At 43.8% G+C, this 25,578-nt stretch carries 15 protein-coding genes and 2 pseudogenes; 10 read left to right on the forward strand and 7 right to left on the reverse strand.

The window, feature by feature from the left end:
* Nucleotides 1-107 precede the first annotated feature (107 nt).
* Both QUA53_RS20270 and QUA53_RS20275 read right to left on the reverse strand, forming a co-directional pair.
* Nucleotides 108-3,650, reverse strand: coding sequence for an AAA-like domain-containing protein (locus QUA53_RS20270; protein ID WP_333099454.1), 3,543 nt, complete (start codon nucleotides 3,648-3,650; stop codon nucleotides 108-110).
* 27 nt (nucleotides 3,651-3,677) lie between these two features.
* On the reverse strand, nucleotides 3,678-7,235 hold the full coding sequence (locus tag QUA53_RS20275) for a WD40 domain-containing protein (RefSeq protein WP_333099455.1): 3,558 nt from the start codon (nucleotides 7,233-7,235) through the stop codon (nucleotides 3,678-3,680).
* A 207-nt stretch (nucleotides 7,236-7,442) separates the two neighbouring features.
* Here QUA53_RS20275 and QUA53_RS29295 point away from each other — a divergent pair.
* Nucleotides 7,443-7,726, forward strand: a pseudogene (locus QUA53_RS29295) (hypothetical protein); the annotation flags it as partial.
* Between the two features lie 155 nt (nucleotides 7,727-7,881).
* Nucleotides 7,882-8,796, forward strand: a complete 915-nt coding sequence (locus tag QUA53_RS20280) for an NF038130 family PEP-CTERM protein (RefSeq protein ID WP_333099456.1) — start codon at nucleotides 7,882-7,884, stop codon at nucleotides 8,794-8,796.
* Between the two features lie 123 nt (nucleotides 8,797-8,919).
* Here QUA53_RS20280 and QUA53_RS20285 read toward each other — a convergent pair.
* Nucleotides 8,920-9,513, reverse strand: a pseudogene (locus QUA53_RS20285) (AAA-like domain-containing protein); the annotation flags it as partial.
* Between the two features lie 405 nt (nucleotides 9,514-9,918).
* Between QUA53_RS20285 and QUA53_RS20290 the strand changes: the two are divergent.
* On the forward strand, nucleotides 9,919-10,380 hold the full coding sequence (locus QUA53_RS20290; RefSeq protein WP_445304970.1) for a Uma2 family endonuclease: 462 nt from the start codon (nucleotides 9,919-9,921) through the stop codon (nucleotides 10,378-10,380).
* Here the strand turns inward: QUA53_RS20290 and QUA53_RS20295 are convergent, their stop codons facing one another.
* Both QUA53_RS20295 and QUA53_RS20300 read right to left on the reverse strand, forming a co-directional pair.
* Nucleotides 10,381-11,703: an AAA-like domain-containing protein gene (locus tag QUA53_RS20295; RefSeq protein WP_333099457.1), complete on the reverse strand. Its 1,323-nt coding sequence runs from the start codon at nucleotides 11,701-11,703 to the stop codon at nucleotides 10,381-10,383.
* Between the two features lie 391 nt (nucleotides 11,704-12,094).
* The gene (locus QUA53_RS20300; protein WP_333249043.1) at nucleotides 12,095-12,238 is read right to left on the reverse strand and encodes a hypothetical protein; all 144 of its coding nucleotides are present in this window, start codon (nucleotides 12,236-12,238) and stop codon (nucleotides 12,095-12,097) included.
* Nucleotides 12,239-12,353: 115 nt separating this feature from the next.
* On the opposite strand from QUA53_RS20300, the gene QUA53_RS20305 reads away from it, so the two are divergent.
* From QUA53_RS20305 to QUA53_RS20315, 3 genes are all read left to right on the forward strand, one after another.
* Nucleotides 12,354-13,907 carry an ATP-binding protein gene (locus QUA53_RS20305; RefSeq protein ID WP_333099458.1) on the forward strand — a complete coding sequence of 518 codons (1,554 nt, stop codon included), beginning with the start codon at nucleotides 12,354-12,356 and terminating at the stop codon, nucleotides 13,905-13,907.
* 105 nt (nucleotides 13,908-14,012) lie between these two features.
* Entirely contained in the window at nucleotides 14,013-17,696 is a 3,684-nt protein-coding gene (locus QUA53_RS20310; protein WP_333099460.1) for a GAF domain-containing protein, read from the forward strand.
* Between the two features lie 194 nt (nucleotides 17,697-17,890).
* Complete coding sequence (locus QUA53_RS20315) at nucleotides 17,891-19,108, forward strand: adenylate/guanylate cyclase domain-containing protein (protein WP_333099488.1); 1,218 nt, start codon at nucleotides 17,891-17,893, stop codon at nucleotides 19,106-19,108.
* Nucleotides 19,109-19,157: 49 nt separating this feature from the next.
* Here the strand turns inward: QUA53_RS20315 and QUA53_RS20320 are convergent, their stop codons facing one another.
* Both QUA53_RS20320 and QUA53_RS20325 read right to left on the reverse strand, forming a co-directional pair.
* Nucleotides 19,158-20,438, reverse strand: coding sequence for a recombinase family protein (locus QUA53_RS20320; RefSeq protein WP_333099461.1), 1,281 nt, complete (start codon nucleotides 20,436-20,438; stop codon nucleotides 19,158-19,160).
* A gap of 3 nt (nucleotides 20,439-20,441) precedes the next feature.
* Nucleotides 20,442-20,801 (reverse strand): VOC family protein, encoded by a 360-nt coding sequence (locus QUA53_RS20325; protein WP_333099463.1) that lies wholly within the window; start codon nucleotides 20,799-20,801, stop codon nucleotides 20,442-20,444.
* Between the two features lie 175 nt (nucleotides 20,802-20,976).
* On the opposite strand from QUA53_RS20325, the gene QUA53_RS20330 reads away from it, so the two are divergent.
* From QUA53_RS20330 to QUA53_RS20345, 4 genes are all read left to right on the forward strand, one after another.
* Nucleotides 20,977-23,121 (forward strand): SpoIIE family protein phosphatase, encoded by a 2,145-nt coding sequence (locus QUA53_RS20330; RefSeq protein WP_333099464.1) that lies wholly within the window; start codon nucleotides 20,977-20,979, stop codon nucleotides 23,119-23,121.
* 156 nt (nucleotides 23,122-23,277) lie between these two features.
* The gene (locus QUA53_RS20335; protein WP_333099465.1) at nucleotides 23,278-24,513 is read left to right on the forward strand and encodes an adenylate/guanylate cyclase domain-containing protein; all 1,236 of its coding nucleotides are present in this window, start codon (nucleotides 23,278-23,280) and stop codon (nucleotides 24,511-24,513) included.
* 31 nt (nucleotides 24,514-24,544) lie between these two features.
* Nucleotides 24,545-25,153, forward strand: coding sequence for a DUF6272 family protein (locus QUA53_RS20340; protein ID WP_333099466.1), 609 nt, complete (start codon nucleotides 24,545-24,547; stop codon nucleotides 25,151-25,153).
* A 66-nt stretch (nucleotides 25,154-25,219) separates the two neighbouring features.
* Nucleotides 25,220-25,573, forward strand: coding sequence for a slr1659 superfamily regulator (locus QUA53_RS20345; RefSeq protein ID WP_333099467.1), 354 nt, complete (start codon nucleotides 25,220-25,222; stop codon nucleotides 25,571-25,573).
* Nucleotides 25,574-25,578: the final 5 nt, after the last annotated feature.

The raw sequence follows: 25,578 nt of genomic DNA on the forward strand, positions 1-25,578 counted from the left end.
AGCAATCGTTTGGGGGTTTTGTGTTGCCGAATCTATCTTCCTTTCTCTCTGCTTAAATATCTGCGGAATGTGGGTTTCATAATTGATAGTTAATTGTTTGGGATAATTTAGCGATCGCCCACCCGATCGCACAAATGTCTGTCCTCCTCCTTCACATCACCATTTGTTCGCAGATAATCTCCCACGCGATCGCACGCATAACCCAGTTCATCGAGTTTGAGAATGCGCTCTAGATCCCATAAAATCACCGTGCGATCGTCCCCAACAGAAGCAATTTGTTTGCCATCGGGACTAAACGCCACCGCCCAAACATTCCCCTCATGTCGGGTTAGCGTCGTTATTTCCGTGCCGTCAATTTTCCAGAGTTTGACAGCGCCAGATGCGCCTCCCGCCACCAGCATTTGACCGTCTGGACTTAAATCAACCGCCATCATGCCTCTAGTATTTCCCTTGATAGTTTTCAGCAACGTGCCATCGATCGTCCAAAGTTTAATCGTGTCATCCATGCTCGCACTTGCCAAAGTCCGACCGTCTGGACTGACAGCCACTTCCCAAATTCCACTGCGATGACCTTTCAAAGTCTTGTTCAAGCGACCGTCCATACTCCACAACCGAACTGTGCCATCTGCACTGACAGAAACCAGCCTGTTTCCGTCGGGGGTAAAGTCCACATCGTAAACCCTAGCCTGATGTCCTGTGAACGTTTTCAGCAAAGTGCCGTCTGGCTTCCACAGTTTGACGGTTTTGTCGTCGCTGGCAGAAGCGAAGAACTGACCGTCTGGACTGACGGAGACATCCCAAACGCTCGCCCCATGTCCTGTTATGGTTTTCAGCAGCGTCCCGTCGAACTGCCAGAGTTTAATCGTTTTATCTGTACCAGCAAAAGCGAGTACAGGCGAGATATCTTCTTTGGCAAAGCTAGCAGGAGAGACGAAAGCAACCGAGTAAACGGGAGCCTTGTATCCCGCCAAAGACTTCAGCAACGTACCGTCTTTTGCCCACACTTTGAAGCTGCCATCCGAACTAGCCGAAGCTAACATCTGACCGTCCTGGCTGAAGTCTACATCCCAAATGATGCCGCTATGTCCGTACAGGACTTTCGAGAAAGGGTTTGTCGGGTTCCATAGCCGGACGGTATTGTCGTCGCTGGCGGAGACAGCGATTTGAGTGTTGGGAATAAAGGTAACGCCGCGGATTCCAGATTGATGCCCTTTGAGGACTTTCAACAGCGTCCCGTCCGGCTTCCAGAGGTTGATGGTTCCGTCTGCGCTGGCGGAAGCAATGACATCGCCTGAATCGCTGACGGCAATTTCCAACACTTCCGAACTGTGACCCCTGAGAGTGGAGAGCAGCGTTCCGTCGGGCTGCCAGATTTTAACCGTGTTGTCAGCGCTGGCAGAGAGAATAGCGAGACGTTTTGTGCCGTCACTGTCTGCGAGGAAGGCGAACTTAACGTCCCAAACGGCAGCCGGGTGCCCTTCCAGAGTTCTCACTCCTTTGCCGTCCTTGGTCCAGACCTTGACCGTACCGTCGGTGCTACTAGAGGCGAGCAGGTTTCCATCCGAACTGAAGGCAAGACCCCAAACCCCACCTTGATGTCCGCTTAGTGTCTCGATCAGTTTGCCATTAAAGTCCCACAGGCGAATCGTGCTGTCTTCGCTGCCAGTGGCAATGCGATCGCCGCCCGGACTGACGGCAATGTCCCATATTGCAGCGCTGTGTCCCTGAAAGGTTTTGAGGAGCTTGCCGTCTCGATCCCACAGATAAATGCTGCCGTTGAGACTGGATGTGACCAGGCGCTGGCTGTCGGGACTGAATTTGAGCCCGAAGACAGCAGCCTGGTGTTGCAGGTTGTGGAGCAGCGCACCGTCCCGCTGCCACAGCTTGACTGTTCGGTCGCCGCCGCCGGTGGCGATGAGTTGGGCGTCTGGGCTGATATCAAGGCCCAGAACCACGCTGGAATGCCCCGTCAGGCGATTGAATTCTGCCGTTCCGTAGATGGCCTGTTGCAGCACTTGTCGAACTTGCGATCGCAACTGGGGGTTGGAATTAGGGAGGCGATCGAGCCTGCGTCTGGCTTTGATGGCAGTGACGAGGGCGTCTAATCGCTGTTGGGAGGCGAATTGCCCTGTGGAGGAGATGCTGAGGGCTTGTATTTCGCTTTTGGCGGCGCGGTAATATTGCCCGAGGGCGAAAATGGCGGATGCGATCGCAACTATCAGCAACCCACTCAACGCTGCAATAAACTTGCGCTGTCGCTGTGCTGTCTTTCTTTCATAAGCTACGCGCTTGCGTTCTTCTACCAGTCGTGCTTCGACTTCTTTTACTCGTTCTGCTTCCAGTGCTTGCTGCATTTCCAACTTGTCTAATTCACCAGAAGCTGCTAAAAATTGATAGTCCAAATCGCTCAAACTTTTTCCCTGCGCCCAGTAGGAAGCGTCTTTTAGCGCTTGTCCGCGCAACAGTCGCGATTCATCCTGTTGTTTTGAAGCGATCCAAGCATTGAAAGCTTGGGAGTAAGGGCGCAGTTGCCCTAACTGTTTTTCTACCCATTCCAAGTTAAAGACTTCTTGATAAATCGGGTTTCTTACCTTCAACAAACCTTGTTGTTTTACTACCAAACCCGATAGCACCAGTTCGGTCTGCTCTCGACTATCATCCGCTTCAATTTCACTTCCTTGTAAGAGCTGCTGATAGATGCCTAAGCTACGTCCCGTGCGTTGCTCGTTGCGAATGAGACGATCGCGGATTGTCTTTAAATGCTCGGGTTCATCTTGCGATTGCCAATTCTGGATGATGTTTTTTCTCACCAACGCTTCCACAAAAAATCCCTCTGTTCCCGGTGGAATTTTTAAATCACCCGTGTGGGCTTCCCGCGCCATTTTTACTGCTAATTCACATATTTTTTGCGTTAAAAAGGGCTGTCCTCCCGTCCAATCTAAGATTTCTTTAAGAACTGCTTGCGGATTGGCTATGACATTTTCTAGCCCTTTCGCTAATGGTTGCGCTTCTTCTAAGCTAAATCCTGACAAATCGATCGCCACTCCGATATTAAAAGGTGTCCGATTTTTATCGGCGATTAAATCACTGGGCGTAGCTACTCCGAAAATTGCGAAGGTAATCCGATTGTATTCTGGATTAATGGCTCGTTGGTTGTAACAATAACGAATCAAGGCGAAAAAATCATCGACGGGAAAATCTAAACTTAAAATACTATCAATTTCATCGACAAATATAAAAATTCGCTCGTTAGGGCAGCTTGCTAATAAAATTTCTTCAATAAATTGACTCAATCTTTGCAATAAAGAAACTTCTTCTTGTTCTTGCCACCAGGTTTTTAAATTAACTTTTCCTACAAGATTGAAACTGCGCCATAAATCCCCAACGATTCCTTTATACCACTGTAAAGGAGTAATGTTTTCGCTACCGATACGGGTCATGTCGATCGTGCTGCATTGAAATACTTCGGCTTGCAATCGATGGAAGGTGCGAACGAGAAGGGAAGATTTGCCCATTTGCCGCGAATTGAGAATGTAGCAAAACTCCCCTCGTTTTAAGGCTTGATAAAGTTGGATATCTGCTTGTCGTTCGACATAGGTAGGCGCATCAGTTGTGAGACTGCCACCAATTTGGTAAGAGTAATCTTTCATAATTGATAATTAATTGTTTCGGATAGTTTAGCGATCGCCCACTGCATCGCACAAATGTCTGTCCTCCCCCTTCACATCAGCATTTGTTCGCAAATAATTTCCGACCCAATCGCATCCATACTGGAGAAAATCGAGCTGGAAAATTCGCTCTAAATTCCAGACAATTCCTGTGGTATCCTGACTGGCTGAGGCGACTAACTTCCCATCAGGGCTAAATGCCACTCCGAACACCCCATCGCTATGTCCCTTTAAAGTTTCAAGCTCTTGACCATCGTACCTCCAAAGTTTGACAGTGCCGTCAAAACTTGCTGAGGCGAGAGTCTTGCCATCGGGGCTAAATGCCACTCCGAATACCCCATTTTTGTGTCCCTTTAAGGCTCTGATTTCTGTACCATCCAACCGCCAAAGTCTCACCATGCTATCCATACCCGCTGAAGCGAGAGTCTTGCCGTCAGGGCTAAATGCCACTCCAGCTACCTGACGGCGATGGCTTGTTAAAGTGTGTAGAAGCTTGTAGCTGGGCTTTCCAGAGGCGATCGCATTATCCCACTGCCAAAGTTTGACAGTGCCGTCCACACTACCAGAGGCAATGAGCTTTCCATCTGGACTAAAGGCAACTCCATTAATGTGATCGGTATGCCCTTTGAGAGTTGCCAATTGGGTGCCGTCAATCCTCCAGACTTTAACCGTTTTGTCCTCACCCGCCGAAGCGAGTGACTGTCCGTCTGGGTGGAAATCCACCGCGAAAACTCTACCTTGATGTCCAGTAAAAGTCTTGATTAAGGTTCCATCTAGTCGCCACAATCGAACAGTGCTGTCATAACCGCCTGTAGCAATCGAGTCTCCCTTTGGGCTGAAATCTACTCCGAAAACTTTATCAGCTTGTTTGGGGAAAGTGCGAATTAAGCTACCATCAAGCTGCCAAAGTTTAACGGTATTGTCACGACTGGCGGTGGCAATTGTCTTACCATCAGGACTAAATTTTATGGTGTAAATTGATGCTTGATGTCCGTTAAGAGTCTTAAGCAAACTGTCATCAAGCTTCCAGAGTGCGATCGGGCCATCCCAACTGGATGAGGCGAAGATTTGCCCGTCAGGACTCCAAGCCAATCCAGAGACGACATCCTTAGCGACTAGCAGGGTTTTTAGCAGAGTGCCGTCAAGCTGCCACAATTTGACTGTTCTGTCTAGACTTGCCGAGGCAAGCAAAGCACTTTGAGGGTTAAAAGCGATTTTGGTCACGGCATCGCTGTGTCCAGTTAGGGTTTGGACTAAAGTTCCATCCAGGTGCCAAAGTTTGACCGTTTTATCCCAACTCGCCGAGGCGATGAGATTTCCTTGAGGGCTAAAGGCAACATTCTTGACTCTATCTGTATGTCCGGTGAGAGTTCTCAGCAGTTTGCCGTCTGCATTCCAGAGTTTGATAGTTTGATCTTTAGAAGCAGATGCAATAATTTGACTGTCTGGACTCAAGGCAACGCTGTCAACTTCATCTGTATGTCCGGTGAGAGTTCTCAGCAGTTGACCGTCTGTACTCCAGAGTTTAATTGTTTTATCTTTAGAAGCCGAAGCAATAATCTGATTGTTAGGAGCGATCGCGACTTGTGTAACGTTATCGATATGTCCTTTTAAGGTCTGCCACAAGGTATAACTCGGCTTTCCCATTTGTGATTTTGTACTGTTTTTGCGCCAAAGTTTGACTGTTTTATCCCCAGAACCCGAAGCAATTAGCTCCCCTCTGGGGTTAAATACAACTCCCCAAACTGCATTGTTGTGTCCTTGAAGTATTCCTAGTTTTGTACCGTCTTTTTCCCAAAGATCGATCGTTTTATCGGCAGAAGCTGAGGCGATGAGTTCCCCATCAGGGCTGAAAGTTACATCATTAACCACATTGTCATGCCCCGATAAATGATTATAGTCAACTGCTCCATAAACAGCTTGATGGAGAGCTTCTTTAACTGAGCGTTCGAGTTCTGGGTCTACACCACCTAACTTTTGTAGTTGTCGCTTTCCTCTGATTGCCTCTATGAATGCGTCTAATTTTTGATTTGAGGCGAATAGTGCTTCGGAAGATTTGGCGATCGCTTTGATTTCGCTGACAGCAGTTTGCCGATACTGAAAATACACCGCTAGCCCCAATGCACAGGCGATAATTAATGCTATAGTTACTACAAAAAGCAAAAACCTTTGCCGCCTAGAACTTTTTTTCTCTACAGCTAATCTTTTTTGTTCTTCTGTTAGTCTGGCTTCAATTTCTTTAGCCCGTTCTGCTTCCAATCCTACCTGCATTTCTCTTCGGTCTAATTCTTCAGAAGCGCCTAAAAACTGATAATCTAAGTCACTCAAACTTTTACCCTGGGCCCAAGCTTGAGCATTTTTCAATGCCTGTCCGCGCAACAGTCGGGATTTATCGGTCTGCTTGGACGTTATCCAAGCATCAAAGGCTTGAGAGTATGGACGCAAGGAAGCGAGATGTTTTTCTACCCATTTTTTGTTAAATACTTCTTGATAAATCTGGTTTCTTACCTGTAAAAACCCCTGATATTTTACTACCAAACCAGACAGCAATAGTTCTACCTGTTCTCGCGAGTCATCCGTGGGTACTTCCACTCCTTGTAAGATTTTTTGATAGATGCCTAGTAGTCTGCCAGCACGTTGCTCATTTCTCAGGATGCGATCGCGTATCGTCTTTAAATGCTCCGGTTCGTCTTGAGATTCCCAATTCTCGATGATGCGCGATCGCACGACCGATTCCACAAAAAATCCTTCTGTTCCAGGTGGAATCATCAGCACGTCAGTGTGAGATTCTCGCGTCGCTATTACTATCAATTGACACAGCTTTTGGCTCAAAAATGGTTGCCCAGAAGTCCAAGCTAATATTGATTTAATAATTGCCTCGGCATTACTAACTACACTCTCTAACCCTTGAGTTAAAGGAGAGGCTTCTTCCAAGGAAAAACCGGGCAAATCTACTGCTTGTCCGATATTAAAAGGTGTCCGATTTTTATCGGCGATTAAATCGCTGGGTGCAGCTACTCCGAAAATCGCGAAAGTAATTCGGTTGTATTCTGGATTAATGGCTCGTTGGTTGTAACAATAACGAATCAAGGCGAAAAAGTCATCGACGGGAAAATCTAAGCTTAAAATACTATCAATCTCATCGACAAATATAAAAATTCGCTCGTTAGGAAATCTTGCTAATAATACCTCTTCAATAAATTGACTCAATCTTTGCAGGAGAGAAACTTCTTCTTGTTCTTGCCACCAGGTTTTTAAATTGACTTTTCCTACAAGATGGAAACTGCGCCACAAATCCCCAACAATTCCTTTGTACCACTGTAAGGGAGTAATGTTTTCGCTGCCGATGCGGGTCATGTCGATCGTACTGCACTGAAACCCTTCGGCTTGCAGTCGGTGCAGGGTGCGAACGAGAAGGGAAGATTTGCCCATTTGCCGGGAATTGAGAACGTAGCAAAACTCGCCGAGTTTTAAGGCATCATAAAGTTCGATATCTGCTTGTCGTTGGACATAGGTAGGCGCATCAGTTGTGAGACTGCCACCAATTTGGTAAGAGTAATCTTTCATAGTTGATATTTAATTGTTATCGTGTAAAATGAGCCGGAAAATATTACCATATAAGCACTTTGGAAATTGAATCTGAACGATCAATGACTCGCCTAAAATAATTTTAATTTATAAAGTTGTTTAGGAAAGACTTTAAAAAATAAGACTAGAGAAATTATATTTTAAATTATATTTTATATCTGCCCTAGCCGTCCAAGCTTAAAGAGAAAAGAGACAAGTCGAAGTGAATTAATCACCATTCACGATGTTCATTGGGGCATTGAAACTTTCATATAGCCCTCAAACAAGTATGTGCAATTTGTCGGTTCATTGTGAGAGACACCTTCGCGATCGAGACTCACATATTTTCCTCACTTCACGCCTTTATCAAATTGGAGTTGATGCGCTCTAAAAAGATAATTAGCAATTGGTATGAAGTCCAAAGAAATCTGTTCACTTTAGTTGTCCGTGAGTATATTTTTGCGAACCTTAGCAGTGATGGCACGATGTAGAACGCATAGATAATGTTTTTTGTCAATCCTTAAGTCCTAGATTTACCTAATCTTTACATTTTCCCCACCAAAAATTAGCCCAACCTTTACATAATTACACCCAAAAGAGAGTTACAAATATAACAGACAAACAGTCATCCCTCGGAGGTATTATTATGGCAAAGGCAGCGTGGAAATTTTTAATGAGCACTTCATTAGTGGCTAGCATGAGCGCAATCACAGCGGCCTCATCTTTTGCTGCCTCTTTAACAAACCCTACTGTCTCTGGAACAGCCGGCACTGACTACTTGCTCTACAAACAAGTTGGTAATCAAACGGTTCGCGACGACTCAGCCTCTTTATCCACTGTATTAGAAGGTTCCGCGGCGAGCCCTGGTGGGAACGTCGAACTGTTTGCCAATAGCGAAACGAGCTTGTACACGACTCCCTTTTCTTCTGTCGGTCTTACCAATTTCAAGACAGCTCCCATTACGAGCTTGACCGGCTCCCTCTTCGGCATGAATCTTATCCTCAGCAGCCTGAATGGAGCAGACTGGTTTACAACCAAAAAAGGTACCTATGACACCAGTTATGGGGCAGATAACCTCGCTAACAGATGGTTTAAGGATGTCTTTGCTGCTAACGGGTTCAGCAGCGTGATTAGTCTATTCGGTTCAACCATCTACAATACCGGTTTAAATGCAGGCGTCTTCCAACGATTCAGTGACTCCAACGTTTCTTATGTGAATCAGGACACCGCTACCAGTGATATTAAGATTGGCTTAGCCGGTCACTTCGATGCAAAAACACTATTACTAAAATCCCTACCGTCTAGTGTCGTGGGGATATTGGGCACCAAACCGCTACAAGCGAGCGAAGTTATCAAAGTGACCTACGGCGGCGTGACTCAATACAAGTACAGCTTTAACGCCACTGGGTCGGGACTTACAGCAGCAGACGACGGAATTTCTCACAACGGCAACTACGAACTCACAGTCCAACCAGTACCAGAACCCACCACGATGTTAGGACTTGCTCTTGGCGCGAGTGGTTTGTTGGCGGCTAAGCGCAAGCGGACCAAAATCTCCTAAATTTTTTTTACTAAGCTCCTTTTTGTTGTGAAACCGCAGTTCAACGCAGATTATGAACTTTTCATCTGCATTTACCTGCGGCTTTTTTATAGCAACCGCCTTGGCGGTTAAGCCATAGACTGAAGGAGTGCGATTTTTATCTACTATTAAATCGCGGGGCGTAGCTACCCCGAAAATCGCGAAGGTATTTCGATTGTATTCTGGATTAATGGCGCGTTGGTTGTAACAATAACAAATCAAGGCAAAAAAGTCATCAACTGGAAAATATAAACTTAAAATACTATCAATTTCATCGACAAATATAAAAATTCGCTCCTCCGGAAATCTCGCTGATAATATGTCTTCAATAAATTGACTCAATCTTTGCGGGAGAGAAACTTCTTCTTGTTCTTCCCACTAGGTTTTCAAGTTAAATTACCCTAAAAGATAAAAGCCACGCTTTAAATCCCCAACGATTCCTTTATACCACTGTAAGGGAGTAATGTTTTCGCTGCCCATAGGGGTCATGTCGATCGTACTGCATTGAAATCCCTCTGCTTGCAATCTATGGAAGGTGCGAACGAGAAGGGAAGATTTGCCCATTTGTCGGGAGTTGAGGACGTAGCAAAACTCGCCGAGTTTTAAGGCTTCATAAAGTTCGGAATCGGCTTGTGGCACTACGTATGTAGGCGCATCACTGGCGAGACTGCCACCAATTTGGTATGTTACTTGGGTCATGCGGTTGATGGGTGGGTTGAAAGGTGAAAGTTTATAAAAAGAGGTAGTCCGATCCTTAATGTTTGTCACCCTCCCTACTTAATTATAATCCCTCCTTAAAAGTTACGTTTTTAGAGTATTTTATTTAAAAATAATATTGACCAAGTAACGAGTGGAAGTTATTTTACAATATAAATCGCCTAATCTTTTTAATTTATATTAACATTGAAATTAACAGCAAACAAGGAGAATCAATATGCTCGTTCAAGAACAACCGACCCAATCTAAACAAATGACCCTAGACGAGTTTCTGGACTGGTATCCAGAGGGTGAAGGTCGCTTTGAACTACAGGATAGGATGAAACTGTTATAGAAATCCAAGCAACTGGAACTCACGAAAAAGTAGGGGGCTTACTTGCCATTGAAGTGGGAGTAGAAATTAAACGTTTGACTTTGCCCTATTTCATTCCCCGACAAGGAATTATTAAGGCTATTGATTCTGATAAGTCTGGCTACAGCCCAGATGTGATGGTATTAGATTGGCAACAAATTGAAACGGAACCAATGTGGAAAAAGCGCTCGACTATTACCAGAGGTGAAAATATCCGTTTAGTCATCGAAATCGTGAGTACGAATTGGCCAAATGACTACTTAATAAATTTAGCAGAATATGAAAAATTGGCAATTCATGAATACTGGATTGTCGATTATTTAGGTTTAGGTGGCAGAAGATATATTGGCAACCCCAAGCAACCAACTATTTACGTAAACCAATTGGTTGACGGTGAGTATATAGTTAATCAGTTTAGAGGTGATGATGTGGTGCGATCGCTTGCTTTCCCGGATTTAAACTTAACGGCAGAACAAATTTTTCAGGTGGGGCAATAACTAAATAAAGTTGTGCGAACCAAAATAGAGGCGGTACAACTCGCAGCTTAGCGTACAGCGGTTGTTATCGATATAAATCAGCCCCATACTAAATAATTTAGAAGCCACTATCGGATCTAATTCCACTCCGTGTTCTGATTTTACCACTTGTTTAAGTGCAACCCCAAGTTCGGGATACTCTTGCAATGTTGCCCAAAAACTCCGCAAGTAATCTTTATAAATTCCTGCTATTGTGGGAGCTTCTTGTAGTAGCTGATCTAGGGTTACATTGTTTTGACAGAGGTGGTAAAGAGCTAGCCGCACCAGATAAGGATGTCCCCCCACCATTGCCATGAGTCGATCGGCATCGGAACCCTCTGTCCAATCTAGTCCGTGACGCTGGGCTAAAGCAAGTATCTGCTCTTCTGTAAAATAGGGCAATTGCAGCGGTAAACCGACATTAAAAGGCGATTCAGTGAGCTTTAAAGGAATATAAATTTCTGTGGAGTGAAAAACGATTAACCGCAGTTTTCCCAAAGTTTCAATCCGCTTTGCTTCTTCATGCCAGCTTCGCAGCAGCGGCAAAAATTCTCGGGCAATTTTTGGATACTCAAAAATTATATTTACTTCATTTAAAGCTAACACAAGAGGGGTACTCATTTCTGCTAAAATATATTGTTGCAAATAAATGGTGCAGCTTACTTTGCTACCCATGTCTTCATCCCAATAATCATCTAATAGAGGTGGTAATTCTAGGTGACGGCTGATGTTGGCACAAAACCAGCGTAAAAATTTATCGAGATTGGCTAAGACAGCTTCCTCGGCTTGCTGAAAATCTAAACTTACAGTTCGATAGTCAAGAGAAGTCGCGCGATCTAAAATCCGTAGCAGAAGGGAACTTTTTCCCATCTTCCTGGGAGCTTTAATCCGCAGCACACTTCCTGGTTTGGTAATCTCTCGATAGGCGAGTTCTTCAATTAGCGGATGAGGGATATAAAATGGCGAATCTAGGGGCACGGGAGAGCCGGGAAATTCTAAAGGTGTTGCTAGGCATTTGCTGCGGGTGAATGCTTCAATTAATTCTCGTTCCTCTGTAGTCAGGGAACGTGATTCTACACAAGAGCGAAAATTTGATTTGCTAATAGATGTCTGCAAGATTTGAGAGAGAGATTGCCACAAGGATGAGGCGATGTTTCTCAGGTAATGCTCTCCGTAATGAGAGGCAGATGCGATACTTGTATAAGTCTTTCCTTCCCAAACTTGGCGGAGTATGATTTCTTGTACGGGATATAAATCTTTTTGTAATCGCACACGAGTTAGCTGTAGTACCTCATCTATCGTCATAACTGGCAATAACCATATAAGTGTATCGTTGATATTATCACTTATGATTGAGTGTAAAGCTCCGAGCGATCGCCTATTGGATTGGGACACGATCCTGTAGCGACATTGTTCATGGGGTAATTGGTCAAATCGGTTAAATCTCCCCCGAAGAGTATCACTATCAATAAAGAATTCCCTCGCGGGGAGGGGGCGGGTGTATTTAACCTGCCTGCACTCTTCAAGGGTACAAGAGTAAACCCACCTCTACAGGTTTTTGATAAAGGTTCTCTTCATTAAGTTAAATCCGTGAAATCCGTTAAATCAGGTGATTACCCCGTTGCGTGACCGATCGCTGAGTGCTATAACCTAATTTCAATGGGCGCTGGCGCTCCTACTGGAAAGGGATTTGCGCTCAGTTTTTCTCGCTAGCTGGCGAAAATGTCATGCCGGTGTCACAGTTGGTAGTGAAGGCAGAATTAATAATGTGACAGTTGACTTTGCTAAAGCTGAGTCGATTGATGTTAATTTGATTAACAGTAGTTTCATCTTGCTGCATCTACTCATCACAAGTGTTAATTCCGAAACTCTAATTCTTATTTTTGTGCCAGCCGTTTTTAAAATTATCCTGTAACCAGCTTTAAAAAAGATTAGCAAATAACCGAGTTAATTTGATGCAAATGGTTGATGAAATGTTTTCAAATTATTTTATTCCTCACGGTCATTGCTACTTGTGGAAACCGGAATTAGTTGGGCTACACGTTTTGTCCGATGGTTTGATAGCCGTCGCTTATTTTTTGATACCGATCACGCTGATTTATATTGTCAAAAAGCGGCAAGACTTGCCTTTTGACTGGGTTTTTCTGCTGTTTGGCTCTTTTATAATCTGCTGCGGGATTACCCATATTATGGAAATATGGACGCTGTGGCATCCTAATTATTGGTTCTCTGGTTTTCTTAAAGGGATTACAGCGCTGATTTCGCTATCTACAGCTGCAGTGCTAGTCGAACTAATCCCAAAAATCTTGGCTATCCCCAGTCCCGATCAATTAGCGGTGGCAAATTTGGCTTTACAAAAAGAAATTGGTGAGCGCAAACAAGCTCAAGAAGCACTCTCGGAATTAATGCTAGAATTGGAAAAACGGGTGATGGAGAGGACGATCGCTTTAGAATCCACCAATGAACTTTTGCTACAGGAAAATCGCGATCGCTCTTTGGCGGAAAATTTATTGCGGCACTCGGAAGCTAAACTGCTAGAACAAACTCAGCACTTAGAGAACGCTCTGCAACAACTTAAAGGCGCTCAAGCTCAACTCGTGCAAACTGAAAAAATGTCCTCTTTGGGTCAAATGGTAGCTGGCATTGCTCACGAAATCAATAACCCTGTTAACTTCATTTATGGCAATCTGATTCCTGCGGAGGAATACATTAAAGAGCTTGTGGCATTGATTAAAGCTTATCAAATTTATTACCCCACTCCTGCGCCGGAAATTGCCGACAAGATTCACACTATCGAACTCGATTTTATTTTAAAAGACTTGCAAAAACTTTTTGGTTCGCTCAAAATTGGAGCAGAGCGAATTAGGGAGATTGTTAAATCTTTACGGACTTTCTCCCGATTAGACGAAGCTGACATGAAAAAGGTAAATATCCATGAAGGTCTCGATAGCACTTTAATGATTTTGCAGCACCGCTTGAAAGAACAACCAAACCGTCCTCCTATCCAAGTGATTAAAGAGTATGGAGATTTGCCACTATTAGAATGCTACGCGGGGCAGCTTAACCAAGTATTTATGAATATTTGTTCTAATGCTATTGATGCTTTAGAACAGATTGTACACCAGGGATATGCGACTAACGGCTATTGGGAAAATAATTGCTGTGACCACTTACAAAACATTTCTTGCCCACTGCTAAAAATTCGCATCCGCACTCTTTTAGTTGATGGCAAGTGGGTGCAGATTCACATTGCTGATAATGGCACTGGCATAGATTATGATGCGATCGCTAAAATTTACGATCCATTTTATACAACAAAACCTATCGGTGCTGGTACCGGGCTGGGTTTGGCGATTTCTTATCAGATTATTCAAGCCCATGAAGGTTATTTGCGCTGCACTTCCGAGGTTGGGAGAGGTACTGAGTTTATCATTGAAATTCCTTTGCGATCGCAATTTAGCGAGCGCCAACTAGTGCAGAAGCAAGCTGTTATGAACAAGCTGGGTTGAGGCGTTAATAAATAATGCTGAATCCAGCTACAATTTTCGGTTTCTTTTATTTTTGGCCTAACTTAGGCATCATCAAATCCATATTATCTACCAATAACAAGTATTATGTGGGAAGCACTCAAAAATATCTTTTCCCCAACTCAGTATATGCCTCACGGTCATTGCTATCTTTGGCAAACGCCTTTAGTCTGGCTGCACGTAACTGGGGACTTTTTAATCGCGATCGCCTACTATTCAATTCCGGCGATGCTAATTTATTTTATTTTCAAGCGGCGCGATGTTCCTTTTTTAAGAATATTTGCTTTATTTGGTGCATTTATTATTCTGTGCGGCACGGGCCACTTGCTAGACATTTGGACGTTGTGGCATTCCGCTTATTGGCTGTCGGGGATTGAAAAAGGAATTACTGCACTGGTTTCCTGCTTCACCGCCGCCTCGATGGTAACACTATTGCCCCAGTTTTTGTCTTTAAAAACACCCCAAGAATTAGAGACCATAAATCGCAAGTTGCAGACAGAGATTGGGGTGCGTGAAGATGCTGAATTAGCGCTGCGCCACGCTTATGATGATTTAGAAATTAAAGTCCAAGAGCGTACCGTACAGTTGACAGAAATCAATGGTTATTTAGAAGCAGAAATAAGAGAAAGAATAGCCGCTGAATCTGCTTTGCGCGAACGAGAAACTAGGTTAACTGAACAACAAAATGGTTTGCTAGAATTAGCAAAAAATTCTAGTATATACGAGGGAAATATTGGCGAGGCTTTGAGAGAGATTACGCAAATGGCAACCCGTACTCTGAATGTTGAGCGGGCAAGTATTTGGTTTTATCAGGAAGATAGAGCCGCAATGTGCTGTGCGGATATTTACGAACTGACGCCCAATAAACACAGCGCGGGTGCAGAAATGAAAGTTGCTGACTATCCTAGCTATTTCCAAGCTTTGAATAAAGAACAGGTGATCGCAGCGGTTGATGCCAAAACCGATCCGCGCACCCTAGAATTTAGCGAATCTTATTTGATGCCTTTAAACATCTCGTCGATGCTAGATGTCCCTATTACCCATAAAGGGCAAATTGCGGGTGTAATTTGTTTAGAACATCAGGGAACGACCAGGAATTGGACGCTCGACGAACAAAGCTTCGCTAGCTATGTGGCGCAGATCGCAGCTTTAGCAATGGAAGCTCGCGATCGCAAGCAAGCCGAGTTAAACTTGCGTTCTGTCACCGAACGCTTGCAATATTTGCTGGCGACTACTCCGGCGGTGATTTTTAGCTGCAAATTAGGGGGAAATTATGATGTAACATTTGTCAGCGATAATGTTGTTTCAATGATTGGTTACGAAGCGCGAGAATTGGTTGATGGTTCCCTTGATTGGCATAGCCTGGTTCATCCAGAAGATCGAGAGATGGTTGCTACTGCATACGCTCAGATTTTGGAAAAAGAATCGATTTCCTACGAATACCGCGAACGGCACAAAAACGGTAGTTATCGCTGGATCTACGATGAGATCAAGTTAGTCAAAAATTCTGCTGGCATACCTGTGGAGTGCGTGGGTTATGGAGTAGATATTACTGCTCGCAAACAGGCGGAAGCAGCTTTGCAGCAACAAGTAAAAAGGGAGCGACTCGTGAATTCCATTCAAGAGCGAATTCGTTCGTCTCTTAACCTAGAAGAAGTAATGACAATGGCTGTTGAAGAAATCCGGCAGTTTTTGTCAACTGATAGAACAGTTATTTACCGCTTTAATCCAGATTGGAGTGGATTTATAGCCGTCGAGTCTGTAGCTGTCGGTACGATGTCGATTTTGGGAATAGACATTAATGACCCTTGTTTTCGAGAAGGCTACGTCTCTGTTTACCAGAAGGGACACCTGCGCGCGATCGACAATATTTATACGTCAGGTCTTTCAGAGTGCCATGTTAATTTACTGAGCGATTTGGAAATTAAAGCTAACCTCGTGGTTCCCATTTTGCAAGGTGAAAAACTATGGGGGCTACTAATTGCTCATCACTGCCGCAGTTACAGGCATTGGACCTCTTCTGAGATAGAATCTCTGCAGCAAATTTCCGTGCAGCTAGCAATTGCCCTCCAGCAATCCACCCTTTTTGAACAAGCCAAAACAGAACTTGCCGAACGTAAATTAGCAGAAACAGCATTACAAAAAGCTGTCGTAGCTGCTGATACAGCTAACCGCGCCAAGAGCGAATTCCTTTCTTCTATGAGCCATGAATTGCGGACTCCTCTGAATGCCATTCTCGGATTTAGTCAGGTGATGGTGCGCGATTCATCTCTCAACAATCAACACCAGCAGCACCTAGAAATTATTAATCGTGCCGGTGAACACTTGCTTGCCCTAATTAATGACATTTTGGAAATGTCCAAAATTGAAGCCGGCCGAAGTCAGCTTAATGAAAGCAGTTTTAATTTAATGCGCTTGCTAAAAACCTTAGAAGAAATGTTTCGATTAAAAGCTAAATCTAAGAAATTGCAGCTAAATTTGGAAGTGTGTGACGGCGTACCACACTTTGTTACTGGAGATGAAGGTAAATTGCGGCAAATTTTGATTAATCTTGTAGGAAATGCCATCAAGTTTACAGAGAGGGGTAGCGTTACTTTGCGAGTGAAAAAGAAAGTCCAAGAAAGTTTGGGGGCTAAAACGGCAGAGTTTTTGGACACACAAAGAAAACGTGCCGACGCGGGTTCTGAACATTCCGAAAGCTTAGCGGTTGAAACCACAGCTATACAAAGAAAACCCGGATGGTTCACTGGTTTTAATCAGTCCGAAAGCTTGGCAGACTGTGATGGTGTAGGCGCGAATGACCTTCACCCGGAATTGTTACGCCTTCAGTTTGAAATTGAAGATACGGGTCTTGGTATTGCCGCAGAAGAAATGAATAAGTTATTTGAACCATTTGAGCAAACAAAAACAGGTCAAAAGTCTCAACAGGGGACTGGATTAGGTTTACCAATTAGCCGCAAATTTGTACAAATGATGGGAGGAGATATTACTGTCAGCAGTACACCTGAGTTGGGAAGTAAGTTTGCGTTTGATATTCACATCAGCCTTGCCACTCCCAGCGAGATTAAAATCCTTAAACCGCAGAAAAAAGTAATTGGTTTAGCACCGAATCAACCAGAATACCGGATTTTGGTTGTAGACGATCGCGCGGATAACTGCCTAGTCATAGAGAGATTATTGTCACCACTAGGCCTCATCGTGCGAGCAGCTAGAGATGGTGAAGAAGCTATTGCTGTATGGGAGGATTGGCAACCGCACCTGATCTGGATGGATATGCAGATGCCTGTCATGGACGGCTATGAAGCCACCAGAAAAATTAAAGCTCATCCTCTCGGAAAACAAACTGTAATAGTTGCTCTTACTGCTAGCGCTTTTGAAGAGGAACGACAAACTATTTTAGGAGCAGGCTGCGATGATTTCATGCGTAAACCCTTCGATGCAAAGATATTATTTGCGAAAATGGAAGAACTTTTAGGAGTGCGTTACATTTATGAGGAATCTGTTGATGCACCACCACAAGAAAATGAAATCAAAATTAGCGGAGGGACTAGCAATCAATCGGTAGAGTCACAACTCTGTCAAATGCCTATTGAGTGGGTAGAAAAGATATCTCATGCTGCTCATGAATGTTGCGACGATAAAATTCTCAAGTTGATTGAGGAAATGCCGAGCGAATTTGATTTTGCAGCACAATATTTAACTACTTTGGTGCAGGATTTCCTATTTGACGACATTATAGATATAGCGCAGTCAGCAGTTGCGACGGTGTGAAAACACCTGTTTTCAAGTAATCTAAACTTAGGAGGCTATTTCATTTAAAAAAGACCTAACATTAAGCCGCAATAGCGTCTCCTTGCAATCTTTTTTTAGGAGAGCAAAGCGGAATTTATACTGCTTCGTGTTTTTGAGGGAAACTTCTTAAGTGTTAATATCTTTTATCTTGACAAACTACCGTGAGTGATCGCATGGACAGCCATCAATATCCTACAATCCAAGCCAACATTTTAGTAGTTGATGATAAGCCCGATAATGTGCGGCTTTTATCTACAATCTTGACCGAACAAGGGTATCAGGTTCGTAAAGCGCTGAACGGACAAAGGGCGATCGCTACAGTGCAAGAGTTTCCGCCGACCCTAATTTTGCTGGACGTGATGATGCCAGATATGAATGGATATGAGGTATGTGCAAATTTGAAAGCTTCACCAAAAACCAGTTCCATTCCCGTGATTTTCTTAAGCGCCTTAGATGACGTTGTAGATAAGGTGAAAGCCTTTGATGTGGGAGCAGTTGACTACATTACTAAACCTTTTCACGGTAAAGAAGTATTGGCACGAGTGGCAAATCAGTTAACTATTCAAACTCAACAACAGTTACTTCAACAGCAAACGAAGCAATTCCAAGAACTTGTCGATCGTTTGCAAAATGAAATTAAAGAGCGGCAGGGGGTGGAGCTAGCTTTACGGCTTGCTCAAACAAAGTCGGATCATTTATTGCTGAATATTTTACCAGCAGCGATTGTTGAAAATTTGAAAAAGGGCGAGGGTTCTCCTGCCCAGAGGTTTGATTCAGCAACAGTTCTTTTTGCCGATATTGTCGATTTTACGTCTATTGCTGCTAGAATGTTACCTCTAGAATTGGTAAATGTATTGAACCAAATTTTTTCCAGGTTTGACCAACTAACTGAAAAACACGGTTTGGAAAAAATTAAAACAATTGGAGATGCTTATATGGTAGCGGGGGGGTTGCCGGTGCCGAGGGCAGATCATGCAGAAGCGATCGCGAATATGGCCTTGGATATGCAGGAAGCGATCGCTGATTTTCAAACTGACAGAGGCGAACCATTTCAAATTCGGATTGGCATTCATACAGGGCCAGTAGTTGCTGGCGTAATTGGTACTAAAAAATTTATCTATGACTTGTGGGGAGATACTGTTAATGTTGCTTCTCGGATGGAATGTCAAGGATTACCGGGATATATTCAAGTTACTACGGCTATTTACGAACTGTTAAAAGAGCGGTATTTATTTGAGGAAAGAGGTGCGATTACGATTAAAGGAAAAGGAGAGATGAGCGTCTATTGGCTAAAAGGTAAACCAGATAATCCAGCGGTAGAAACCGATGCTTGTCAAACGAAGTCCACTCCTAGCGAACTAATAGAGTACCCAAATACTCCACTTATTTAAGAAGTTGGACATCTAACCCAGGAGCTATAAATAAACGTCGAGCTAATTCTTAAAAAATGAAAATAATTTGCAGTTTCCAATTTGTATTTTCCCGGACGATTTCAATGCGATCGATAAATTCTCGAAAGTAAAACCTGCGTTCTGATTCTGATAAATCGAGCCAAAATTGCGGCAGGGAAACAGTTTGGGCAGTTTCTCGCAAATTTACTGGGGGTAGTTGAGCCAATTTGCTTTGCAGTTCGGCAATTTCGGTGCGGATTTTGTAGGCTCTAAACTCTGCCGTTTCGGTGTCTAATATGCCGCTTTCAATCAGGGCGGGAAGTTGCTCTATAATTTCTTGTTTCGATGCGATCGCCCTGACAATTCCTGCTTTAATTCCATTCATATTCGGCATTTGCAATCCAGCAACAGCAGCGGGTAAATCCCGACAAATACCGGCGATGGTTAATTGCAATACTTCATCGTAGGAAAGGCCGCTACATTTAGGTTGTTTTGGACAGTTAATCGGTCGCAAATAAAGGTATTCTTTTTCTTGGCGGTAGGAGGTGACTTTGGCAACTGTCATGGGCGATTTGCATTCTGCACAAATTGCTAAACCGGCGAGGGAACGTGGGGCGCTAGCGCTGCGAGGAGAAAGGCAGCGGTTGCGGCGCAGTAACCTGTCTATTTGGGCTGCTTCTTCTCTGGAAATAATCGGGACGTGGGTATTAGAAATTACTTGGCTGCTTTGATATTCCAAATCGCCTCGGTAGGCGGGATTTGTCAGCCAGCGGCGGCCGGTGCTTACAGAGATTTTCTTGTTGTATTTCTTGGCTAAATACCGCACGGAACCTCGCAAGGAACCGTAAATTAAAAAGTGTTCAAAAAAGTCTTTGACGGTGGGGGCGGTGGATTTATCGATCGTATAACAATCTTTGCCGCGCCGGTAGCCGTAGGGAGCCTTACCCGGTGGAATCCGGGATTTGATGCGGTTGCGGGCGTGTCCTTTGCGAATACTCCGGCTGTGTTGGCTGCGCTGGATTTCTGCGAGGATTTGCAGCAAGTTTTTGCGGTTTCGCGGTTCTGTTTCTGCTTGTACGATGATTTCGACGCCGAGGTTTTCGAGTTGGGCGAGGTGCGAACACACTTGCTGTACGGTGTCGCCGAGTTCTTCAAAACGCTGAATTAACAGGTATTTGACTGGTTCTGTTTCGCAGTCTTTTAGGAGTTGTTGCAGTTGTTGTCGCCCTCCTAAGTCTTGATAGGTGCGATCGACTTCTTGACCCCAAATTTCCGGTGCGGGTGCTGTTTCGAGTAGCGGTTCGGTGTAAGAATAAGCGATGATTTTCATCTGTTACTCGCTGAGTTCGATGATGTTGCCGTCGGGATCTTGGGTAAATAATGCCGATCGACCTGACGCGCTCATTTGAAACTGGCAATTGTGAGCGATTAACTGCTGTTTGGCAGCCTCTAAGTTAGCAACAGAAAACGCTAGATGTCGGTTGCGTCCCCATTTAGCATGGTCTACGGCATCTGGGATAATTGTGGCTGCTAAAATTAGGTGGAGCTGGAAGTCTCCGATTTGATACCAGATTCCGGGAAATTTTAAGTCTCGATCGATTTTTTGCAGTCTTAGTACGGTGCTGTAAAAGTGTTGGGATTTTTCTAGGTTGGAGATGAGTAGGGCGCTGTGGAGGGAGTTAGTAATTTGCATTTTTTTGAGTATTTATTTTTTTATTGTAACCGCTGATGGAGGCAAATGAGCGCTGATGATCGAAGATTTTTTGATGTTGGTTTAGTTTTTGATATGATAACATTGTGAGTCGCTCTTAATATATCTATTATCAAGTCTTGTAACAAAAAACTGCCCGCTGGGAGTGTTTTTAACAATGGTTTCTCAAAAAAGTGCGATCGTCTCCAGATCGGGCAAATTCCGTCTCCGCAATGTCTTAGTAGTTCCCTTTGTTCTCCAAATTTTGGCTGCTGTTGGCTGCGTTGGATATCTCTCTTACAGAAACGGAGAGCAGATAGTCAACGATATTGTTAGTCAGTTGCGGCACGAAGTGAGTGCGAGAGTTTACGAACGTGTTCAAACCTATCTGGAAGCTCCGCCATTGGTGAATCAGATCAATCAGGATGCTGTACCTTTGGGGGTGTTGAACTTTGACGATTTGGAGCAAGCACGACCCTATTTTTGGAAACAAGTTCTGCAATTTAATTCGATCGGTCACGCGGGAATTGCCAACGAAAAAGGTCAGTACCTGCGTGTGGGTTGGGTAAATCGGCTGGTTGGACTTGAACAACCTCAGCTTGCCCAGCAACTGGTTTCCGGGGGTGGCGACTTGATATATTACAACCTTGACGATAATGGGAACCCCACAAAAATTGACAAAACTACGCCCAATTATGACGTTCGCACGCGCCCTTTTTACCGAGTTGTTGTTGAGAAAAAACAGGCAGCTTGGAGTGAAGTTTATATTAATTTTGGTTACGGTACGCTGCAAATTAATGCGAGTCTACCCTATTATGATGGCGAAGGGAAACTAATTGGCGTGCTGACTTGCCAGATGGGACTCGATCAAATTCGTCACTTCCTGCAAACCTTAAGGGTGGGTAATTCCGGTCAAGTATTTATCATTGAACCCCAGGGGGAGTTAATAGCCACCTCGCTTAAAGAACAGCCTCTGTCGCTGGGAAAAGGCAAAGATACAAAGCGGATAAAAGCACAGGAAAGCAGCAACCCATTGATGCGTAAAAGTGTGGTTTATCTGCTCGATCGCTTCAAGCGTTTGGAAGACATCCATCAAACTGTTCAACTTGACTTTAAGCTAAACGGTGAGCGGCAATTTATCCAAGTTTCTCCGCTAACTGACAAGTACGGTCTCAATTGGCTGATTGTAGTAGTAGTTCCTGAAGCCGACTTTATGGCGCAAATTTATGCTAACACTCGCCAGACCATCTTGCTGTGTATTGTGGCTCTAATTGTCTCTGTTGGAGTGGGTATTTTCACCGCTAGCTGGATTACTCGCCCCCTGAATCAAATTGCTCGAGCTTCAGAATATCTAGCAGGTGGCGCTCTTAACCAGAACGTTGATTCCAGTCGAATTTGGGAAATTGAAACCTTAAGAAATTCTTTTAACAGCATGGCGAGACAACAGCAAGAATCCTTTGAAACGCTAGAAGATAAAGTCAAAGAACGTACCTCTGAACTCGCCACAGCCACTAAACAAATTGCCACTCTCAACCAGCGCCTGAAAGCGGAAAACCTCCGCATGAGTTCCGAACTCGATATGCTCAAACAAATGCAGCAGTTGATTCTGCCAAAACCTGCTGAACTCGCAGCGATTGAAGATTTAGATATTGCCGGATTTATGGAGCCAGCCTCGGAAGTAGGTGGTGATTACTACGACGTACTTTGTACTAACGGGGTTGTCACGATTTGCATTGGTGATGTCACCGGACACGGATTAGAAAGCGGTATTTTGATGGTGATGACTCAAGCTGCTGTCCGCACTCTTCAGGAAATGCAAGAATCCGATCCGGTGCGTTTTTTAGATACCCTCAACCGCACTATTTATAAAAATGTCCAGCGCATGAACTCCGACAAAAATATGACCCTAGCTTTGCTCCACTACGCCGATAGCACAATTAGTATCAGCGGTCAACATGAGGAAACTCTAGTGGTCCGGAAAGGTGGTCAAATCCAGCGGATAGACACCATAGATTTAGGATTTCCGCTCGCCTTAGATGAGGATATTTCTGATTGGATTAGCCATGTTTTAGTAGACTTAGAGCCGGGGGACGGCGTGGTGCTTTATACTGACGGCATCCCCGAAGCTAGAAACATACACAAAAAATTCTACGGTATCGAAAGACTCTGTGAAGTGGTTTCTCAAAACTGGCATTTGAGCGCCGAACAAATCAAGGAAGCCACCATCGCTGATTTGCGAAAATTTATTGGAGAACAAAAGGTATTTGATGACATTACTTTACTAGTATTGAAGCAACAGGGCAATATTGTGCATAATTTTTGATTGACGGTCGTCAACCCGGTTTCTACCATGGGTCTTGGATTTAGCGGTCAAGCATCGAAGCAGAAACAAGATTTCGAGTTCCGCGCCTGTAAGTTATAATAATTTACAGCGAGGAAGTCAAACAACTTGGCGCTTCCAGATTCAGAAGTATAAATTATGAAACCACAAATAAATTTAGCATTATCTAAATCTCCAGAAGAACTCCATAACCAGCTCCAGGAGTTGAGCGAAAAACTTGAGGAAGTAGAGGATGAAAAAAACAGCTATGAAACCTTAGTAGAAATTGTCACGCAACACTCCACGGATCTGGAAAACCAGATCCGTCATAAAAACCGAGAGATGCAGACTTACATCGAACAGGTAAAAAAGGTTATAGATGCAGCTATTGCTGTAAAAAACAATAGTTTTCAACCCGATATATTGTCAGATGTGGCAGCGCGCAGTGATGCACTGGGAGAACTGGCACAGGTATTCTCGCATATGGTGCAAACGGTGAAAGCGCGGGAACAAGAATTAGAGAAACTTTTGCAGGCTTACGGACGTTTTGTTCCCGATGAATTTCTCCAATTTCTCGGCAAGCAGAGCATGGTTGATTTCCAGCTTGGAGATCACGTGAGCAAAGAGATGGCTATTATGTTTTCCGATATGCGTTCGTTCACCACGATGGCGGAGCAAATGACTCCTCAAGAAAACTTTGACTTCATCAATAACTATTTACAGCAAATTAGTCCCGAAATTCGCAAGCACAACGGTTTTATTGTCAAGTATATTGGAGATGGAGTCATGGCAGTTTTTCCTGATGGCGTGGATGATGCTATTCAGGCAGGAATTGTGAAATTGGAGCAGTTGCACAAATACAATCAAAGCCGTAAAATAAATGGGGATATACCGCTGAAGATTGGCATTGGTATCCATGTGGGTGATACGATGGTTGGGATTATTGGAGACGCGAATCGGATGCAAGCAGATGCGCTCTCAGATCATGTCAATCTCACCGCTCGTCTGGAAGGTTTGACTAAGTATTATGGCGTATCTTTATTAATTTCTGGAGATGTGGTACAACGTTTGAGTCAACCTGAAAAGTATCATATCCGTTTTTTGGATCGGGCTATTGTCAAAGGTAGACAAGAAGCCATTACAGTTTGTGAGGTGTTAGATGTTGAAGTAGAACCAGTGCGCTCGCTCAAAATTCAAACCTTGCCTATATTTGAGGAGGGACTCCAAGAATATTGTCAGGGAAATTTTGCTAAGGCCATAGTTTTTTTTGAACAGATTGTAGCGCTAAATCCAGATGACAAGCCCAGTCAACTTTACATAAAACGCCTCCAATCGCTGTTAAGAAATAGTATTCCTGCTAACTGGAATGGCGTGTGGAAATTCACCAAAAAGTGATATTAATACATCAATTGGAGCGAAAAAAATCATGACATCTGGAAGCTTAAAAACAATGACACAAATCTTTGGTGAATTCATTGAAGAATTTCCTCCTGAACACGACTCCCTAGAACTTACATTTACTCCCAGTTCTCGCCCGATCAAACAGCGCTGGCGCAACAACAGGCTTTCAGCTCATTTTGTAGCCGATTATTTGTCTAGCTTTCTACCGGTGGATGAGGAGGATGCTAGCAGCGAGAAACGGATCAAACAAAGCAAGGGAGCTGTCAGCTACGTCGCCAACGAACTCTTAGAAAATGCGATAAAATTTAATAAGGATGATATCAATTACAAAGTCAAATTTGGCATACACTTTATTGGGGAAACAGAGGTAATAGCGGTAATTTTTGCCAGTAATAGTGTCAATCCAGAAGGGGCGAATAAGTTGAAGGAGTTTATTGAAGAAATTATGGATTCCGATCCAAATGAACTTTATTTGCAGCAGCTTGAAAAAAATGCGGAATCCGAAAGCGATACTTCGGGATTGGGCTTGCTGACGATGATTAATGACTATTCAGCTAAGATAGGTTGGAAATTCGAGTCCCGGCCAGATAGTGATACCATCATTGTTACGACTGTGGTTCAAATTAGGGTCTAGTTCCTAGCCTTTCAATATTTACTCTCTTGTGCGATCGCAATATTTTAGTCAGGAAACAAAATCACAATGGGCATTCATGAAATTAAAGGTGAAGATTACACCATTCAGTACGATCCAGAATCAGTCACTGTCACTTTCCAAGGCGAACTCAGCCTGAGCGGTCCAGCAGAGTATGCACCAATAGCCGAATTGTTAGATGAGGTCGCTAATGGCGAACCGCCTACTATTACCTTGAGCCTAAAACAATTGGAATTTGTTAACAGTTCTGGTATCAGTATGCTGTCTAAATTTGTGATTAGCGTCAGGAAAAAGAAAACGATTCAACTTGTGGTATTGGGTTCAAATGATATTCCTTGGCAACAGAAATCTCTTAGAAATTTAGAAAAGCTGTTGCCAACTTTGAAGCTCGAATTAGAGTAGGATAT

Source organism: Microcoleus sp. Pol12B3 (genome assembly GCF_036701355.1).
GTDB lineage: Bacteria > Cyanobacteriota > Cyanobacteriia > Cyanobacteriales > Microcoleaceae > Microcoleus.

Excerpts from the sequence above, each read along its gene's own strand:
- QUA53_RS20270 (WP_333099454.1), bottom strand. The coding sequence starts at position 3,650 with ATGAAAGATTACTCTTACCAAATTGGTGGCAGTCTCACAACTGATGCG.
- QUA53_RS20275 (WP_333099455.1), bottom strand. The coding sequence starts at position 7,235 with ATGAAAGATTACTCTTACCAAATTGGTGGCAGTCTCACAACTGATGCG.
- QUA53_RS20280 (WP_333099456.1), top strand. The coding sequence starts at position 7,882 with ATGGCAAAGGCAGCGTGGAAATTTTTAATGAGCACTTCATTAGTGGCT.
- QUA53_RS20295 (WP_333099457.1), bottom strand. The coding sequence starts at position 11,703 with ATGACGATAGATGAGGTACTACAGCTAACTCGTGTGCGATTACAAAAA.
- QUA53_RS20300 (WP_333249043.1), bottom strand. The coding sequence starts at position 12,238 with ATGCAGCAAGATGAAACTACTGTTAATCAAATTAACATCAATCGACTC.
- QUA53_RS20305 (WP_333099458.1), top strand. The coding sequence starts at position 12,354 with ATGCAAATGGTTGATGAAATGTTTTCAAATTATTTTATTCCTCACGGT.
- QUA53_RS20310 (WP_333099460.1), top strand. The coding sequence starts at position 14,013 with ATGTGGGAAGCACTCAAAAATATCTTTTCCCCAACTCAGTATATGCCT.
- QUA53_RS20315 (WP_333099488.1), top strand. The coding sequence starts at position 17,891 with ATGGACAGCCATCAATATCCTACAATCCAAGCCAACATTTTAGTAGTT.
- QUA53_RS20320 (WP_333099461.1), bottom strand. The coding sequence starts at position 20,438 with ATGAAAATCATCGCTTATTCTTACACCGAACCGCTACTCGAAACAGCA.
- QUA53_RS20325 (WP_333099463.1), bottom strand. The coding sequence starts at position 20,801 with ATGCAAATTACTAACTCCCTCCACAGCGCCCTACTCATCTCCAACCTA.
- QUA53_RS20330 (WP_333099464.1), top strand. The coding sequence starts at position 20,977 with ATGGTTTCTCAAAAAAGTGCGATCGTCTCCAGATCGGGCAAATTCCGT.
- QUA53_RS20335 (WP_333099465.1), top strand. The coding sequence starts at position 23,278 with ATGAAACCACAAATAAATTTAGCATTATCTAAATCTCCAGAAGAACTC.
- QUA53_RS20340 (WP_333099466.1), top strand. The coding sequence starts at position 24,545 with ATGACATCTGGAAGCTTAAAAACAATGACACAAATCTTTGGTGAATTC.
- QUA53_RS20345 (WP_333099467.1), top strand. The coding sequence starts at position 25,220 with ATGGGCATTCATGAAATTAAAGGTGAAGATTACACCATTCAGTACGAT.